Annotated in this window: 15 protein-coding genes; 13 read left to right on the forward strand and 2 right to left on the reverse strand. The window is 67.8% G+C overall.

Annotation, left to right across the window (positions count from 1 at the left end):
• Positions 1 to 73 precede the first annotated feature (73 nt).
• The 4 genes from EDF39_RS02845 to EDF39_RS02860 all read left to right on the forward strand — a co-directional run bounded on the left by EDF39_RS02845 (position 74) and on the right by EDF39_RS02860 (position 5,294).
• A complete protein-coding gene (locus EDF39_RS02845) occupies positions 74 to 1,288 on the forward strand; it encodes an FAD-binding domain-containing protein (protein WP_123940319.1) in 1,215 nt (404 codons plus the stop codon).
• A 124-nt stretch (positions 1,289 to 1,412) separates the two neighbouring features.
• On the forward strand, positions 1,413 to 2,030 hold the full coding sequence (locus tag EDF39_RS02850; protein WP_199726121.1) for a PadR family transcriptional regulator: 618 nt from the start codon (positions 1,413 to 1,415) through the stop codon (positions 2,028 to 2,030).
• 3 nt (positions 2,031 to 2,033) lie between these two features.
• Positions 2,034 to 3,794 (forward strand): AarF/ABC1/UbiB kinase family protein, encoded by a 1,761-nt coding sequence (locus EDF39_RS02855; protein ID WP_123940321.1) that lies wholly within the window; start codon positions 2,034 to 2,036, stop codon positions 3,792 to 3,794.
• An 84-nt stretch (positions 3,795 to 3,878) separates the two neighbouring features.
• Entirely contained in the window at positions 3,879 to 5,294 is a 1,416-nt protein-coding gene (locus EDF39_RS02860) for an MFS transporter (RefSeq protein ID WP_199726122.1), read from the forward strand.
• A 52-nt stretch (positions 5,295 to 5,346) separates the two neighbouring features.
• Here the strand turns inward: EDF39_RS02860 and EDF39_RS02865 are convergent, their stop codons facing one another.
• Both EDF39_RS02865 and EDF39_RS02870 read right to left on the reverse strand, forming a co-directional pair.
• Positions 5,347 to 6,522 carry an alcohol dehydrogenase catalytic domain-containing protein gene (locus EDF39_RS02865; RefSeq protein WP_055964143.1) on the reverse strand — a complete coding sequence of 392 codons (1,176 nt, stop codon included), beginning with the start codon at positions 6,520 to 6,522 and terminating at the stop codon, positions 5,347 to 5,349.
• A 156-nt stretch (positions 6,523 to 6,678) separates the two neighbouring features.
• Positions 6,679 to 8,400: a sodium:proton antiporter gene (locus tag EDF39_RS02870; RefSeq protein WP_123940325.1), complete on the reverse strand. Its 1,722-nt coding sequence runs from the start codon at positions 8,398 to 8,400 to the stop codon at positions 6,679 to 6,681.
• 144 nt (positions 8,401 to 8,544) lie between these two features.
• Between EDF39_RS02870 and EDF39_RS02875 the strand changes: the two genes are divergently transcribed.
• From EDF39_RS02875 to EDF39_RS02915, 9 genes are all read left to right on the forward strand, one after another.
• Positions 8,545 to 9,123 carry a MarR family winged helix-turn-helix transcriptional regulator gene (locus EDF39_RS02875; RefSeq protein ID WP_123940327.1) on the forward strand — a complete coding sequence of 193 codons (579 nt, stop codon included), beginning with the start codon at positions 8,545 to 8,547 and terminating at the stop codon, positions 9,121 to 9,123.
• 10 nt (positions 9,124 to 9,133) lie between these two features.
• Entirely contained in the window at positions 9,134 to 10,036 is a 903-nt protein-coding gene (locus EDF39_RS02880) for an NmrA family NAD(P)-binding protein (protein ID WP_123940329.1), read from the forward strand.
• 143 nt (positions 10,037 to 10,179) lie between these two features.
• Positions 10,180 to 10,989, forward strand: a complete 810-nt coding sequence (locus EDF39_RS02885) for a DUF1206 domain-containing protein (protein ID WP_123940331.1) — start codon at positions 10,180 to 10,182, stop codon at positions 10,987 to 10,989.
• A gap of 102 nt (positions 10,990 to 11,091) precedes the next feature.
• On the forward strand, positions 11,092 to 12,489 hold the full coding sequence (locus tag EDF39_RS02890; protein WP_123940333.1) for a hypothetical protein: 1,398 nt from the start codon (positions 11,092 to 11,094) through the stop codon (positions 12,487 to 12,489).
• Between the two features lie 237 nt (positions 12,490 to 12,726).
• Positions 12,727 to 13,431: a GAF and ANTAR domain-containing protein gene (locus tag EDF39_RS02895; protein WP_123940335.1), complete on the forward strand. Its 705-nt coding sequence runs from the start codon at positions 12,727 to 12,729 to the stop codon at positions 13,429 to 13,431.
• 20 nt (positions 13,432 to 13,451) lie between these two features.
• Positions 13,452 to 14,198 carry a GAF and ANTAR domain-containing protein gene (locus EDF39_RS02900; RefSeq protein ID WP_055964134.1) on the forward strand — a complete coding sequence of 249 codons (747 nt, stop codon included), beginning with the start codon at positions 13,452 to 13,454 and terminating at the stop codon, positions 14,196 to 14,198.
• Positions 14,199 to 14,242: 44 nt separating this feature from the next.
• Entirely contained in the window at positions 14,243 to 14,869 is a 627-nt protein-coding gene (locus EDF39_RS02905; protein ID WP_123940337.1) for a hypothetical protein, read from the forward strand.
• Positions 14,870 to 15,049: 180 nt separating this feature from the next.
• A complete protein-coding gene (locus EDF39_RS02910; protein WP_123940339.1) occupies positions 15,050 to 16,318 on the forward strand; it encodes a sensor histidine kinase in 1,269 nt (422 codons plus the stop codon).
• Positions 16,315 to 17,376 (forward strand): hypothetical protein, encoded by a 1,062-nt coding sequence (locus EDF39_RS02915; protein ID WP_123940341.1) that lies wholly within the window; start codon positions 16,315 to 16,317, stop codon positions 17,374 to 17,376. The genes EDF39_RS02910 and EDF39_RS02915 overlap by 4 nt, the downstream gene beginning before the upstream one ends.
• Positions 17,377 to 17,410 lie beyond the last annotated feature (34 nt).

A 17,410-nucleotide genomic window follows, 5' to 3' on the forward strand; every position in this document is an offset into this window, starting at 1 on the left:
TCGCGACACCGGCGCTCGCCAAATCCGTCCCCTTTGTCGGCCTTTGCGGCGTCACGGGGCGCACGATGGAGCAGTGTTCATCCCCACCCGATCCGCCGGCCTCGACGCGCTCGATGAGTTCGTCCCCCGCGCGGGCTCCGACTACGCCCGCAACCGCAATCACGACCTCGGTGTGTCGAGGGACAACGTCTCAGAGCTGTCGCCCTACGTGCGCCATCGCCTGGTGACCGAGCACGAAGTCGTCGCCGCCGTCCTCGAACGACACAGCCTTCGCAGTGCCGACAAGTTCGTGCAGGAGGTGTTCTGGCGCACCTATTGGAAGGGCTGGCTGGAACAGAACCCCGAGGTGTGGCGTCGCTATCGCCGCGACGTGGGGGAGTTCGCGACCGGCGATCTCCCGGAGGCCTACCGCGACGCCGTGGCCGGGCGGACCGGCATCGACGCGATGGACGCCTGGGCGCTCGAGCTCATCGACACCGGCTACCTGCACAACCACACGCGGATGTGGTTCGCCAGCATCTGGATCTTCACCCTCGGCCTGCCCTGGCAGCTCGGCGCCGACTTCTTCTACCGGCACCTGCTCGACGGAGACGCAGCGTCGAACACGCTGTCGTGGCGGTGGGTAGCGGGCCTGCAGACCAAGGGCAAGACCTACCTCGCGTCGGCCTCCAACATCGCGCAGTACACGGAGGGCCGTTTCTCGCCTACCGGGCTCGCCAGCGAGGCCCGGGCGCTCGCCGAGGATCCCCTCCCGCCGCGGGCGGTTATCGAGCGGGACGACGTCGTGGGGCAGATCGGTGAGCGTGTCGGCCTGCTGCTGCACGAGGAGGACCTCGAGGCCGCCAGCCTGCTCGCCGAGCAGCCCGGGCTCGCCGACCGGCTGGTGGCGACTGCCGCAGTCGCCGACTCGGGAGAGCGATCTCCGTTCGAGGCATCGGAGGCCGTGGCGGCGTTCACGGCGACGGCCCTCGACGATGCCGCGGCCCGCACTCTCGATGCCGGCGAACGCCCGGCCCGGATCCTCGCCGACACGCTCCCCTCGACCGTCCTGCGCTGGGCGGAGTCCGAACAGCTCGACACCGTGGTCGTCCCCTTCGCACCGGTCGGCCCCGTCCACGAGAGGCTCGAGAAGCTCCGCCCGATCCTCGCCTCGGAAGGGGTCGCCCTCGTCAGCGTCCGCCGACGGTGGGACAGCCTGGCGTGGCCGCACGCGTCGCGGGGGTTCTTCCCGTTCCGAGAGCAGATTCCGACGCTCGTACGCCAGCTGGGTGTTGCGCCCTCGCTGTGACCAGAGAGACGGCAGGATCCGCCGGCTAGGCCCGAACGCTTGAGGACGAGTCAGACGAGACACGCCGTCCAGGGCCGAGATGTATCGTCAAGATCCGCCATGCGTCCTGAAGGGACACCCTGTTATGCGCTCGTCGTCTTCGCCCGGTTTCGATCTGCGGGGTGCCGTCGAAGGTCTCCGGCAGACCTTCTCTTCCCCCTCCATGGCGGACGCGAGCCCCGACGTCCGAGAAGGCGACGGAGAAGGCGGCGACATTCGGGCGGCCATTCTCCGCGAACTCAGCGAGGAGTCGATGCACGGCTACCAGATCATCCGCGCCATCGAAGCCCGATCCGGCGGTGCGTGGAAACCGACCCCCGGTACGGTCTACCCGACTCTGCAGGTGCTCGACGATGAAGGACTGGTCTCGGCCGCGCAGGTCGGCGAACGCAAGGTCTATTCGCTGACCGACACGGGGCGCTTCGCCGCTGCTGCCGCTGCCGACTCTGCTGCCGCTGCCTCTGCTGCTGCCGACTCTGCCAACACCGGCTCCGCCTACGCCGCCTCCGGGTCACCGAAGGCACCGCAGCAACCGTGGGGTCAGGGTGTGCACGGAGCTCTCGCTCTCACGAAGTCCGCCGCGAAACTGGCCCAGGTGATGACGCTGGTCGCCCAGACCGGCACGCCGCGTCAGACCGAGCGGGCCGTCGCCGTCGTGGATGAGGCGCGCCGCAAGCTCTACGCGATCCTCGCCGAGGAGTAGGGCATGCCGCAGGCCAGTGGCACGCCCGCCGCGCCGCAGACCAGCCGAGCCTCCCGGAAGCGCTACCGCAAGATCGTGCGGTTCGCCTGGATCTTTCTCGCGCAGGCTTGGTGGTACGAGCTCTTCCTCCCGCGCATCGGTCTTCGGCGGTTCGCCGCTCGCGGTCGAACCGCGAGGCTGCAGTTTCTCGCCCAGCGCTTTCGCGTGCTGGCGGTCGACCTCGGCGGCCTGATGATCAAGGTCGGGCAGTTCCTCTCGGCGCGACTCGACATCCTCCCGCCGGAGGTCACGAACGAACTGCAGGGATTGCAAGACGAGGTGGCTGCGGAGCCCTTCGACAAGATCCGCGAACAGACCGTCGCCGAGCTGGGCATGCCGCTCGAGTCGGCCTACGCCTTCTTCGACCCGACTCCGATAGCCGCGGCTTCCCTCGGTCAGGCGCACCGGGCGCGGCTGTCGCCCGCGCTCGCGGCCGACCTGGGATTCGAAAACGTCATCGTCAAGATCCAGCGACCCGGCATCGACGAGATCGTCGCTGTCGACCTGGCGGCGCTGCGCCGCATCGGCGGCTGGCTCTCGCATGTGAGCCTCGTGTCGAAGCGCGCCGATGCCCCCGCACTCGTCGAGGAGTTCGCCGCGACGAGTCTCGAAGAGATCAACTATCTGCACGAGGCAGCGAACGCCGAGCGCTTCACCGCCGACTTCGCCGGAGACCCGGTGGTCGAGGCGCCGGTGGTGGTGTGGGAACGCAGCTCGCTGAGAGCGCTGACCCTCTCCGACGTTTCGGCGATCAAGATCACCGATGTCGAGGCCCTCAACAGGGCGGGAATCGATCCTTCGGCAGTCGCCGACGAGTTGGCACGCGTCACCTTCCAGCAGATCTTCGTCGCGGGGTTCTTCCACGCCGACCCTCACCCGGGCAACATCTTCGTCACCCCGATCGCCGCAGGATCCAGCAGGGCAGGGTCCGACACGGCAGGATCCGACGCGGCAAGATCCGACACCGGTGCCGGCGTGAAGTGGCACCTGACCTACGTCGACTTCGGCATGATGGGCGAGATCTCCGACCCGCTCCGCGCCGGCCTGCGAAACTTCATCCTCGCCGCCGTCGGACGCGACAGCCGAGCCCTGGTCGCGTCGCTGGGCGAACTCGGCGTGCTGCTGTCGACGGCTGACACCGACGAACTGGAACGGGCCATGTCGGCGCTGTTCGATCGCTTCGGCGGCTTGGGCATTGCAGAGCTCCAGACCATCGATCCGCGCGAGCTGGAGGCGTTCGGGCGGCAGTTCGGGGAGACGATCCGCGTCCTCCCGTTCCAGCTGCCCGAGAGCTTCCTGCTCCTGATCCGCACCATCTCGCTCGTCTCGGGCGTGACGAGCGCCCTCGATCGCGACTTCAACATGTGGGACGCCGTCGACCCCTTCGCTCGCACCATCCTCAGCACCAATGGCCGCGATGCTCTTCGCGACCTGCCCCAGCAGGCGCTGGCCTACGGCACCACTCTCGCTCGGCTACCGAGGAGGATGGACGAGCTCGCGACCCGGATCGAGCGCGGTCAACTCGCCGTCCGGACACCCGAGGTCGACCGCCGTCTTCGGTCGGTCGAACGCTCCGTCAACCGACTCGGCTCGGCAATCGTCTTCGCGGCCCTCCTCGTCGGCGGCGTCTTCCTGCGGTCGACCGACGAGGTGCTCGGCACAGTTCTCATGGCGACGGCGGCGGTACCTCTGCTGCATCTCGTCTTCACGCTGCGGAGGCGCTAGCTCACGGTCTCGAACACGGCACACGAGTCGTCCCCTGCCCAGGGTTTCGATCCCCGACGTTGGCGGGCGCTGTTCGTCATGCTCATGGGCCAGTTCGCCGCGTTGCTCGACGTCAGCGTCACGAACGTGGCCCTCCCGTCGATCGGACGCTCGACGGGAGCCGGGCCGGCGGAGCTCCAGTGGATCGTCAGCGGGTACATCCTCGCGTTCGGCCTCATGCCCGTCATCGGCGGAAGGCTCGGCGACACCCGAGGGCGGCGCCGCATGTTCATCATCGGAGTCTCGGGCTTCGTGCTCGCCAGCGCCTGCGTGGGCCTCGCTCCCGTGCCGCTCGTGATCATCGCCGCCCGGGTCGTGCAAGGGCTCTTCGGAGGCATCATCGGGCCACAGGTGTCCGGTTACATCCAGAACGCGTTCCCGAAATCCGAGCGCGGCCGGGCGTTCGGCGGTCTCGGGCTCTCGGTCGGCGTCGGCACGGCCCTCGGGCCCGTCATCGGTGGCCTCCTGATCGCTCTCGGCGGCTCCGACTTCGGGTGGCGACTCGTGTTCTTCATCAACGTGCCGATCGGCATCGTCGCGGTGATCCTGGCGCGTCGATGGGTGCCGAAACAGGAGCCCAAAGGATCCGGGTCGGGCCGGCTCGATATCGCCGGTGCGGTTCTCCTCGGCGCGGCGCTGTTCTTCGTCCTGTTCCCGATCGTCGAGGTCAACGAGGTGCACAGCGGCTGGGTGTTCGTCTTCTTCATCCCCGCGGCGGTCTTCCTCGTCCTGTTCCTCCGACGCGAGTCGCGGCTCACGCGCGAGGCAGCGTCGCCGCTCCTGAACCTGCAGCTCTTCCGCGTTCCTACCTTCGTGACCGGAGTCGCCTTCGCTGTGGTGTTCTTCTGCAGCAACACCGGGATCCCTCTCATCCTGTCGCTCTACTACCAGAACGGCCTCGGCTTCACTGCCCTGCAATCGGGCCTCGGAGTGTCAGCGCTGGCGCTCGGCTCTGTGCTCGGGGCTCCCGTCGCGGGCCGACTCGTGCCCCGGATCGGGCGCCCGCTCGTCGTCGGCGCGGTGTCGGTGTTCTTCGCCGGCACGATCGCGATCGGTGCCGTCATCCAGGGCGAGCCCGACCTCACCGACCCGGCCACCGTGATCCTGCGTCTCGCGGTGACGCTGTTCGTGCTCGGAATCGCCGGCGGCGCCATCGTCACCCCGAACCAGACACTCTCGCTCATGGACGTCGATCCGCGCATGGGCGGGGCCGCGGGCGGTGTGCTGCAGACCGCTCAGCGGATCGGGTCGGCTACCGGGCAGACCGTCCTCGGCACGGTGTTCTTCGCCCTGCTCGGCTCGGCTGTCGCCTCCCGGACCGAGGGCATGCCGGCATCCGAGGTAGGTACCTTCGCCGACGCGCTCAGTCTCGCTCTGATCGTCTCGCTGGTGTTCTCGGGAGCGGCGCTCACGCTTGGGCTCGTCGACCTGCGACGCAAGGCAACACACCACCGGCCCTAGCGAGTGCTTGCTAGGGCCGGTGTCACAGCACTGTTAGTGGTTGGCGACCAGGTCAGGGCTTGAGGACGACCTTGATGCAGCCGTCGCCCTTCGTCTTGAAGAGGTCGTACATCTCAGCGGCCTGCTCGAGCGGCACGGGGTGCGTCACGAGGTCTTCGGTGCCGAGGGGATCCGCAGGATCCTCGACCAGTGGCATGAGGGTCTCCGTCCACTTCTGAACGTTGCACTGCCCCATGCGGAGGCTGATCTGCTTATCGAACAGGTTCAGGAACGGGGTCGGGTCGGCGGTGCCGCCGTAGACACCGCTGAGCGACACCGTGCCACCGCGGCGGACGACGTCGAACGCGAGGTGCATGGCACCGAGGCTGTCGATGCCCGCCTTCTGCATGACGGCCTGGCCGACAGCGTCGGGAAGAACGCCGGCCATCTTCTGGAACAGCCCCACCGCGCCGTGCTCGTGGGCTTCCATTCCGACGGCGTCGAGGACGGAGTCGGGGCCGCGGTCGTCGGTCATCTTCTTGATGATCGCCGAGACGTCGTCGGTGAGATCGAGCGTCTCGACACCGTGGCGCTCGGCCATGGTGCGGCGCTCGGGAACGGGGTCGACGGCGATCACTCGGTAGCCCTTGTGGACGCCGATGCGGCTGGCGAACTGGCCGACCGGTCCGAGACCGAGAACGACGAGCGTGCCGCCGTCGGGAACTTCGGCGTACTCGACGCCCTGCCAGGCGGTCGGAAGGATGTCGCTGAGGAACAGGTACCGCTCGTCGGGCAGGGTCGCGCCGACGGTGATGAGGTTGAAGTCAGCACGCTGAATGCGAAGCTGCTCTGCCTGTCCGCCCGGGGTCTGGCCGTAGAGCTTCGAGAAGCCATAGAGGGTGGCGCCGGAGTCGTACTCGGTGACCTGAGTGGTCTCGCACTGCGAGAACAGGCCGCGGTCGCACATGAAGCAGTGACCGCAGGCGATGACGAACGGGACGACGACGCGGTCGCCGACCTTGATGCGCGAGACCTCGGTTCCGACGGCGGTGACGACGCCCATCGTCTCGTGGCCAAGGACGTCGCCCTTGTCGAGGTAGGGGCCGAGGGCGTCGTACAGGTGCAGATCACTGCCGCAGATTGCTGCCGAGGTGACTCGGATGACGGCGTCGGTGGGCTCGATGATGGTGGGATCGGGGACTTCTTCGACAGACACCTTGGTGACGGCCTGGTACGTGAGAGCTCTCATACTTCAGGTCTACTCGGTCTTTGGTTGGCGGCCTCGGAGACTCGGAAAATACGACCCCGGGCTGAGGGAGGAGTCAGTGCTCATCCTTGAGTCCGGTCGCAAAAAGGACGTTCACGAGTGAGACGCCTTCAGCGTCATTTCCTCGTCACCTCCTCGTCACCTCCGCGGAGTGAGCCGCGTCTCTTCGAGATCGAGCATGCGTTGCGCTTCGGCCAGCACCCGAGAGGAATACGCGCCGCGGCTCCTGGCATCGAGGAGGCGTTCTCGCTCGGCTTCGACGATCGCGAGCCGGACCTGCCGGTAGACCCGGTGGGGGGTCTCATCGGACGACGACACGTTCTTCTCCGATCGCTCCCAGGCGGACTCGGCTCGAAGGAACGATGCCTGCCGAGCGCGTTCGAGCACGTCGGGATCGACCCCGTCGACACTGTCGGTGGCATCGTCGGGGTTTCGGATCACTTCGAGGGCGCCGTAGCTGATCTCGTCCAGCAGGGTCGCGAGTTCACGGCGGTCGTCGTACCGGTCGACCCCCTGGATGCGGAGGACGCGAATCAGAATGGGCAGGGTGGCGCCCTGGCCGATGAGCGTGGTCACCGCGACGACGAACGCGATCAACACCAGCTGAGGTCGGTACGGGAAGTCGGGGAGGGACTGGGCGGCGGCAAGGGTCACGACGCCGCGCATCCCGGACCACGACAACACGAGGCTGCCCTTCCAGTCGATTCTCTCGGCACGCAATTGATCGAGGTCCGCACGCTGCCGCTCATAGCGGAGGGTGGCGGTCTGGCGTCGACGGTTCGCGATCAGTCCGCGTTTCGGAAGGCGCAGGTCGTGCTCGAGGGAGAGCCAGCGCCGGAAGGTGTCCCGCTCCTTGTGCCGCTCCCGAAATTTGAGGGCCAGAACGAGGGGGCTGAGCCAGGCGAATCGCAGGGCAATCAGCCCGATGGTGATGAGCAGTCCGATCCCGATGGTCTCCGCGACGCCGGTCTTGCCGGAACTGTGCACCTGCTCGATCAGGGTACGGATCTCGAGCCCGATGATGAGGAAGACCGCGTTCTCCAGGAGGAACTGGATGGTGCGCCAGTTGATCCGATCGCTGATCCTCGCCTGGGCCGTGAATCGACTCGGGCTGGCATGCCCGGAATACAGCCCTGCCACGACCACGGCGAGAACGCCCGAGGCGTGAGCGGCCTCGGTCGGGATGAAGGCGATGAACGGAACCGCGATCGAGAGGGCGGTGTCGAGAACCGGGTCGGTGAACTTCGACCGAACCACGACCGTGGCGTAGCCGGCAGCGAGACCGATCACGACCGCGACGACCACGGCGAACAGGAAATCTCGACCGGCCGACCAGGGCGTGAGAAAGCCGCCGGTGGCCGCTGCGGTGGCGGAGCGCAGAAGGACTAGGGCGGTCGCGTCGTTCATCAGCCCCTCTCCCTCCAGCACCGTGAGGAGGCGGGGCGGCAGCCCGAGGCGGCGGCCGACCGAGGTCGCCGCAACAGCATCCGGCGGGCTGATCACCGCGCCCAACGCGAAAGCAAGGGCGAGGTTCAGGCCCGGGAGAAGTAGGTGCAGGAGAAGTCCGGCGCCCGCGGTGGTGAACAGGACGAGCAGGAACGACAGGCTGGCGATCGACTCGAAGTTGCGGCGGAAATCGACCACGGGCACGCGAATTGCGGCCGCGAACAGGATCGGGGGCAGGAGACCGTCAAGGAAGACGTCGTGCGGGATCTCGATTGCCGGAACCCCGGGGATGTAGGAGAAACCCACACCCACGAGCACCAGGATGATCGGCGCGGCCAAGCCGAGGCGTCTGGAGAATGCCGCCACGGTGACGATGACCGCGATGCCGATGACGGCGAAGAGTTCCAGCTGCACTGGCTCACCGTAGTCGGGTACACGAACTCGGTTGACCACTGCCCGAAGTTGCTCGCACCTTTTGGCATTAGTCGCCATCGGTCGGGTCGTCGCTGGTTCAGATCATCTTTGACAAAGACGATCTTGCAGAGGTACGGTTCAGCTATGGAAACTTCGTCGACGACCGGCACACCGGTGTCGCTTCCGGACATCGATTGGGGTGCCGCCGGTATCGAGACCGAACTCGGTTGGTCTCTCGCGGTGATGTACCAGGGGTTCTCCCGCTTAGGCACGAGGCCGGTCGCCGACATTCCTGGCGGTCCACGGGGGTACCAGGTGCTCGTGGCGATCACCACAGAGGAGCCCTCCTCGCAGTTGGCACTTGCTCACCGTCTCGGAATCGACAAGACCCAGATGACCTATGTGATCGACGGGTTGGAATCGGGCGGGCTTGTCGAGCGTCGACCGAATCCGACCGATCGGCGCGTGCGCCAGGTGTATCCGACTGATGTCGGCAGGACTCTGCTGGCGTCGGCACGTGTGGCCCTCCGTGACGCCGAGGGTGTCCTCATGCGACATCTCAGCCCCGCCGAGCAAACGCAGCTGCGCCGGCTGCTCGCCCGGGTCGCACTGGGGGCCGGCGACGTCGAGTCCTCCATCTCCGACACCCAAGCAGCCAACGAATACCCTGTCGCTTCCCCCGAACGATCCCGCCGCCCGCTTTCTTCAACCTCCCACGATTGAGACGTTCCTCATGACCACAACCATCCTCGTTGCCGGCGCCACCGGTGACCTCGGCCAACGCATCGTCCGCGAACTCCTGCAGCACGATGTCCGGCTCCGGGTCCTCACCCGACCCGGCTCCGCATCGGCCTCCGCGCTGTTCGGCGATGACGACCGCATCGAGGTCGTGAGCGCCGCCTACTCGGACCACACCGCGCTGACCGCCGCGTCCACCGGGGTCGATGTGGTCGTGTCGGCCGTCAGCGGCATCCGGCCCGTGATCGTCGATGCGCAGCGCGCTCTTCTGAAGGCGGCCGTCGCCGCCGGAGTGCCGCGTTTCATCCCGTCCGACTATTCGGCCGACTACCGTTCGATCGCCCCCGGCAGTAACCGCAACTTCGAGATCCGTCGTGAATTCGCAGCCGAGGTCGATGCGGCGCCCATCCAGGCGACCTCGATCCTCAACGGAATGTTCACCGACCTGATCGCCAGCGAGGCGCCGATGATCCTCTTCGACCGTCGGCGGGTCCTCTTCTGGTCGTCCGCCGACCAGATTCTCGACTTCACGACCAAAGACGATGTCGCCCGGGTCACCGCCCTGGCAGCTCTCGACGATACGGCGCCCCGCGTCATCGAGATCGCCGGCGCTCAGGTGACGGCCCGCGACATCGCCCGGACGCTGACCGAGCTCACCGGCACGCCCTTCAAGCTGCAGTGGGCCGGCACGACCGGAACCCTGTCTGTCATGAGCAAGGTCGTCAAGCGCCTGTCCAAGAACCCCGACGAGACGTTCCCGGCCTGGCAGGGGATGCAGTACTTCGTCAGCATGTTCAGTGGCCACGCGCAGTTGCTGCACGTCGACAACGACCGCTACGGCACCCACACCTGGACGACCGTCCGCGACGTCCTCGAGGAGCACCTCGCCGGCGCCTAAGTCGTGCGCCGAGATCGCACTTGCGGTCGGGTGCACCCGACCACAAGTGCGATCTCGGCACGGATGAGGTCACGGGGCGCGAGCATGGTGCCGTCATGGCCCAGAATTGCCCCACGACGCACCACCAGCTATCGGAGAACGCCATGACCAGCCCCAGGGAGATCCGCTCCGCCGCCGGGAAGGTCGGCGACAGCCACGCCCTCGAAGTGCTCGCACGCGCCGGATTCGCCGCCAGCGGCCTCGTCCACCTCCTTCTCGGATACCTCGCGATCCGCGTCGCCCTGCACCAGGGTGGTAAGTCAGACCAGTCGGGCGCCCTCGCTCAGGTCGCCAAGCTCCCCGGTGGCACGATCATCCTGTGGCTGACGGTCATCGGCCTGTTCGCGCTGGGGCTATGGCTGGTGATTCAGGCGGTGCTCGGCATCGGCTCGTCGTCGAAGAAGCGCTGGGTGCGCAGCCTGGTCTCCGCTTCGAAGGCGGCAGCCTACGTGGCCCTCGGATTGACGGCGGCACAGACCGCTCTCGGCAGCGCTACGAGCTCCACCAGCACGTCCACCAATGCCAGCGCATCGATTCTCACGCTGCCGGGTGGTCGGATCCTTCTGGTCGTCGTCGGCCTGATCGCCATCGGCGTGGGCGCCTACTTCGTGGCGAAGGGATCGAGGCGGAAGTTCCTGGATGACATCGCCCTGCCGTCGGGAAGCACGGGTCGTGCCATCACCGGCCTCGGCATTCTCGGCTACGTGGCGAAAGGCGTCGCCGTCTTCGTCGTCGGAATTCTCTTCATCGTCGCTGCCGCCACGCTCGACCCGCAGAAGGCCTCCGGTCTCGACGGCGCGCTGAAGGCGCTCGCCGCTTTGCCTTTCGGGCAGGTGATTCTGATCGCCGTCGGGGTGGGGCTCATCTGTTACGGGGCGTACAGCTTCGCGCGGGCACGCTTTGCGCGTCTGTAGCCGCGCGCTGAGCGGATTCGTTTCTGCCGGGCCAGCTAGCTCGCTTAATGAGAAGACTTATCGATAAGCTCTGAGAATCATTCTTGACTAGAAAAGATTCCCATGAGATCTCCCTCCCTCACCCGCATCCAGGCAGCGGCCGTCGGCCTCGCGCTCCTCGTCGGCGCGGCAGTTACAGCGCCACTGCCGGCCACGGCGGCCACCGCGGCCACGGCAGCCCCCACCCGAGCAACCCACACCACAGCGACCCACACGACTTCCGCCGGCCACGACTGGCTCGTCGCCGCCGACCCCGCGGCACACGCGGTCTACGTCGTCGACCCCGCGACGGGACGACGCACGGGCAGCCTCAAGGGCATCGAATTCGGTACGCACGCCGGCACTGTGCAGCTCGGGCACGGGCGCATCGCCTTCATGGACGAGTCGAAGCCCCAGCTCGAGGTGGTGAGCATCTCGGCCACGGGACGTCCGTCGGTCGTGGCGAGCTATCGGATCCTGAATAAGGATGGGCGGTGGGAGCGCGCGGGCTGGCTCGCCGCCGACCCGTCACGCCGGTACATCGCCGTCGGCTCCGACTTCGACGGGTCGACGAAGCAGCAGGTCAGCGTCATCGACCTCGCGAAGAAGAGGGTCGAGACGGCGCGGATCACGACCTCTGAGGTCAAGCTGGCGACGACGGGGGAGACCGGCACCGAAGAGATGGAGACGTTCCTGGTCGGGTCGCCGCTCCGGCTCGTCGTGACCGCGGGGGGTCGGTTCGATTCGTACTCGGTGTCGAGGATCCTGAAGGGAGATTCGACCCCGCCGGTCACCGCGACGACGGCGCTCGGCGCGTATCCGCACGGCCCGATCATCAGTGCCGACGGCCGCGTGATCGGCTCCACCCTGCACGACGGCTTCGAGACGGTGCTGGTGACCAAGCGCGGCTTCGGGCGCTCGACGAGCACCCCCTACCCGCAGGTCGCGGTCCAGAGCTACCGCCCGCGCATGGCTCCCGACGGCACGACGGCGGTCGGAACGCAGGCTCAGTCGGCGCCGACATCGACGCAGCCGGCCGCCGATATCGAGGCGCTGCTGACCTCCTCGTCGACCCGCACCTCGCGCGTCGCAACCCTCTCGCTCGGCACCGGAGTCGCCACGCGGGCGGCTGTCGCGAAGGGCTTTGCTGCCGCGGTCGTCACCCACGACGGCACCGACACCCTCACTCTCGTCAGCAGGGGTCGAGACGGGCTCTTCACCGGCACGAAGAAGAGCGTTGTTCTGCCCACTCTCGGTCAGACCACCGGCACCGGCTCGCAGGCGCGCTTTCTCGCAGCGACCAACGACGGCTCGCAGCTCTTCGTGACGCGGGCCGGCACGGGAACGGTCATCGAGATCGACCTCGTGCGCGGGGTGCCGAGGGTGCGCGGTGCCGTCGCCCTTCCTTCGGCGCTCGCCGATGGCGGCTACCTCACTACGGTCGACTCGGGGCAGGCACCGTTCGACCTCAGCGGCCGATGAGCTGACGCCGCTCGGCCGCATCGCTGTCTCGCGGCCGATGCTTCGCGCGGGCATGCTTCGCGCGTCTAGCCGCGCGCGTTCGACTCCAAGCGTCCGAGCAGGCGCCCACCACGGCTAAGGTGAGGCACGGCCGGCACCTAGGCCCAGCGCTCCGTGACCCGATCACCGGATGAACGCAGGCTCCTGGAGGCCCCATGACGACGCACCGACTCGTGCCAGCGGGGCCTCGGTGCGCCTGTGGCTGAGCGGCTCGACTTCTCGGATGCGGCTCTCGCTCTGGCGCAGGCGTTCGAACCGGATTCCGACCTCTGCGGCCCATTCGTCGCGGCGATCGGTGTGACCGGTGCGGCCGTGTCGACCCTGGGCGACCCTCTCGGCTCCGAGACCATCTGCGTCACGGACGACTCGGCCGCCCAGTGGGACGAGATCCAGATCGACCTCGGCGAGGGGCCCTGCTGGGAGGCACTCTCGACCCGCCTTCCCGTCTTCGAGCCCGACCTGCAGCACTCGTCGGAAACCTCGTGGCCTCTGGCGCGGCAGGCTCTCTACGAGACCGGGCTGGCAGCGGTGTTCGCCTTTCCGTTGGTCGTCGCCGGCATCAACGTCGGGGCCATCGACCTCTACTCGCGCGTCTCGGGGGCGATGAGCTCGCGGCAGGTGGCCGACGCGGGTCTGCTGTCGACGATCCTCGCCCGGCAGGTTCTGCGCCGTTCCCTTCGGGCACTGGAAAGCGAGGACGAGGATGCTGGAGGTGGCGGGGGCGACTACTCCCGCCGTGAAGTGCACCAGGCGACCGGAATGGTGCTCGCTCAGATGGGCATCACTCCGGTCGATGCACTCCTCGTTCTTCAGGGCCACGCCTTCGCCAGCGGCCGCTCGGTCCGCGACGTCGCCGCCGACGTCGTTGCCCGCAGACTTGACTTCACCGCCTTCGACAATTGATTCCAGGATTTGAGGAAACCGTGTCCGATTCTCGCGAGACCCTTCTCGTTCGCACCTTCGTGACCGTCGCAGACTCCCTGGTGGCCGACTACGACATCATCGACCTGCTGCAGACCCTCGTCGATCGCTGTACGGATCTCTTCGACGCATCCGCGGCCGGCATCATCCTCGGCCCAGACGACCGACACCTCGAAGTGATCGTCTCGACGGGCGAGGCGAGCCGCAGCATCGGCCTCATGCAGCTCCGGGCCGGCGAGGGGCCCTGCGTCGAAGCGGTGACGAGCGGTCGGGTGGTGTCGGTGTCGAGCAGGGCTGAGATGCACGACCGGTGGCCCACGTTCGCCGACGCGGCATCCGAGTCGGGCTACGTCTCGGTGCACGCGATCCCGCTCCGCCTCCGCGGAGAGACGATCGGATCGTTGAACCTCTTCCGCGACCTCGAGGGCGCCCTCAACGAGTCCGATGCCACCGCTGCTCAGGCCCTGGCCGATGTCGCGACGATCAGCGTGCTGCAAGAGAGGGTCATCCGCGACAGCACCCTGGTCCGCGAGCAGCTCCAGAGAGCCCTCGACAGCAGGGTCGTCATCGAGCAGGCCAAGGGTGTCATCTCGCACACCCATCAGCTCGACATGGACTCCGCCTACCGCCTGATCCGCTACCACTCCCGGTCCAGCCAGACGTCGCTGTCTGCCGTGGCCGCCGGAGTCATCGACGGCAGCGTGAAGATCGAGCTGCCGACACCGCCGCGCGGAGCGAGCACGCCGTGAGCCGGGCGGCCGGGTCGGAACGCGCGCGACGCGGAGTCGGGATCGTGCTCGCACTGCAGACGGTCGTGCTGGTCGTGGTGGCGGGAGCCCAGGATCCTGCGCTCCGCCCGGTCACGGCAGCTCTCGGGGGCAACACGGCCCGGCTCGTCTCGCGGGTCGACGTCGGCATCGCGTTCGCCGTGGTGGTCGCCCTCCTCGCCCTCGCAAGGTTTCTGCCGCCGCGATGGGCAGCGCGGGTCGACCCGCTGCTGACCACCCCGATCGCGGTGTTCGTGGTGGCCGAGCTCGACGGCGTGAGAGACGTCGGGGCGCTCGTCGGCATCTATGCGCTCGCCTCGGCCGGGGTGCTGTTCAGGATGGTCCAGGCGGTCAGCGCCCGCGAGAGGGCCGGGACTGGAGCAGGTTCCGGCGGTGGCATGGGGTCGCGCCGGGCGCTCGGCTACGGCGCGGCGGTCGGAATCGTGCCGTGGGGCATCGTGGCGTTCCATCAGGTCGGGGCGGGAATCGTCGGGAGCCCGGTCGGCTTCACGATCGTGCTGATCACGCTGCTGGCTCTGGCGACTGCGATCGGGGAGTTCGTCGCCGTGTGGCGGGATTCCGCGATCGTGGCGACGAGTGTGCGCCTCGTCGGTCTGTCGGCCGTGGCGTGGATGGTCGTCGCGGCGGTCTGAGTCGGCCGCGGTCGTCCACCGATCGGAGGTGGGCAGGGGTCGCGGTGCGCCGCGAAGTGGGGGCGCGATGCCCCTAAGTGGGTTCGTGCGCCGGCGAGACGCAGCATTTACGGTTGAGCAACTTAGCCGGGGAGGCGGGTCTTGATCGTGACGGGCAATCCAGTGCACAGAGGAATCAGCGTGATTTCTTCCTCTGTCGTTTCGCGATGGCCGGTGCCCCGGGTTTCCGCTTCGGGCCGGATCGTCGATGCCGGAATGCGTCGGTTCGATCGTCTCTTCGACCTGATCGTCGGCGGGTTCGGCGTCCTCTACTCGCTGCAGACCGCCGATTCGTTCGTCGCCGATGCCCCGTCGTTAGCGGATCCGCTCGGCGCTGTCGTCATGTCGATGGTCGGCCTCGCCATCCTGGCGGGGCTCGGCCCTCTCGTTGTACCGGCCCGCGCCAGGCTGTTCTTTCTGCTCGGTGCGGCGGTCTACGCGGGTGCGCTGCTGCTGTGGGCGGCTACGTTGACGCCGCCGGTCTCGACGGATCCCATGCCCTGGTTGATCGCCCTGTCGCCCGTCGGTGCCGCGTACCTTGCGCGGGGCGCCCGCTCCCGTGTCGTGCCGATGGTGTTCGCGTTCGTCGTCAGTGCTCTAGCGAGCATCGGTCTCAGGATCCGCGGCGACGTCGCTCTCTCCGACGTCGCTGTGGACGGCCTGTTCATGGTCGGCCTCTCCCTCGTCTTGGTGCTGCTGCTCGGGACCGTCCGCCACCGGGTCGTGGCCGCCGCGAACAGGCAGCAGCTGGCGGTCGACACCTTCGCGGCGTCGCAGCTCGAAGATGCGACCGAGCACGAGCGCAACCGAACCGACGCGCTGCTCCACGACGCCGTGCTGACCACGTTCCTCTCGGCGGCTTCGGCGGGCGACCCCGAATCGGAAGACCTCGCGTCGCGGATGGCGGCCAACTCGTTGCGCGTGCTGATGCACGTCAACGCGGTCGGCCGCAACGAGCAGGTCCTGCCGTTCGGCCAGGTGCTCGCCCAGCGATGCGAGCAACTCGGCATCTGGCTGAGCCACTTCGACCAGGATCTGACCGCGGTGGAGGTCGTGATGCTGCCCCCGGAGGTCGCTCACGCTCTCGTGGGCGTTCTGGTGCACTCGCTCGCGAACAGCGTGCAGCACGCCGACGGAGCCACTCGGCGAACCCTTCGGGGCCATCCGCTGGGATCCGACGGCATTCGACTCATCGTCGAAGACGACGGGTGCGGCTTCGACCCCGGGTCGATCGGGCTGCAGGGCGGTGGGCGCGGGAACGAGGCGGCTCGGGAGCTTCGAGCCCTCGAGGGGCGTGTCGATGTCGAGTCGGCCCCGGGAGCCGGCACCCGCATCGTCTTGAGCTGGGGTTCGGTGGCCATCGTCGGCACCGACCTCTACACCGAAGAAGAACGACGGGTGCTTCCATGATCAACGTCCCGAGGTGGCTGACTCTCGGCCTGGTCACGAGTTTCGCGCTGTTCGCGATCGTCTTCGGACTCGTTGTCGTGGTGTCAAAGCCCGAGGTGGTGCAGCCGGCGATCGGACTCGCGCTCTTCGCGACCGCGTTCACCATGTGCGTCTTCGCGCCCCAGAACGCCGCTCCGTCTCACCGCCGCGCCGGCTTCATCGCGATCGTCGGGCTCCTGCTTCCCATACTCGGGAGCGCCGCCCTGAACCCGTCGACAGACTCGTTCTCGAACGGCGCCTGGTACGTCAGCGGCGTCGTGTGCCTGGTCGTGGAGTTGTTGCTGCGTCACCGCCAGAGACTCGCCTGGCTGGTTCTGGCTGGGCTTGTCGTGCAGACCCTGGTCTGGGCCGGCCCGTGGGGTCTTCTGCACTTCGGAATCATCGCCACGATCTTGATGGTGGCCGTCGTCACCGTCTCGGCGTGGGCTATCGGGGTGACCGGCGCGGAGATCTCTCGGCACGTCGAATCGGAGCGCCAAGCGGCGACGTGGCGGGCCGCACAGGAGGCCTTCCACGCCGAACGCCAGGTGCGCCTCGGCACCACCGCGCTGGTCGCCGCACCGATGCTCCGGGCGATCAGCGACAAGCGCGGTCGACTCACCGCGGAAGACAGGGCAGAGTGCCGGCTGCTCGAACAGACCATTCGAGACGAGATCCGCGGACGTCAGCTGCTGAGCCGCGAGATCCGCGAGCAGGTCATGCTCCATCGACGACGTGGGGCCGTAGTCCAGGTGAACGACGACGGCGGCCTCGACGACCTCGACCCCGTCGATCTGGAGCGTGTGCTCGGGCAGGTCGCCGCGGCGATCACAGGGCTGACCTCGGATCGGATCATCATTCGCACGGCGCCGGCCGATTCACCCACCGCTATCACCGTGGCGGCCATGTCGGTCGACCCCGTGGCCGTCGCGCTCGGCCTCGACGGCGAAGACGACCAGGTCGACCTCTGGCTCGAGCTGCCGCGGGCTGTCGCCCCCGAGCCGACCCTTCGTGACTCCGTCAGCATCACGACGCCCTGATAAGCCCGAGGGTCGAAAGCAGTAGTCTCGACCT

The organism is Frondihabitans sp. PhB161 (genome assembly GCF_003814635.1).
Classification (GTDB): domain Bacteria; phylum Actinomycetota; class Actinomycetes; order Actinomycetales; family Microbacteriaceae; genus Frondihabitans.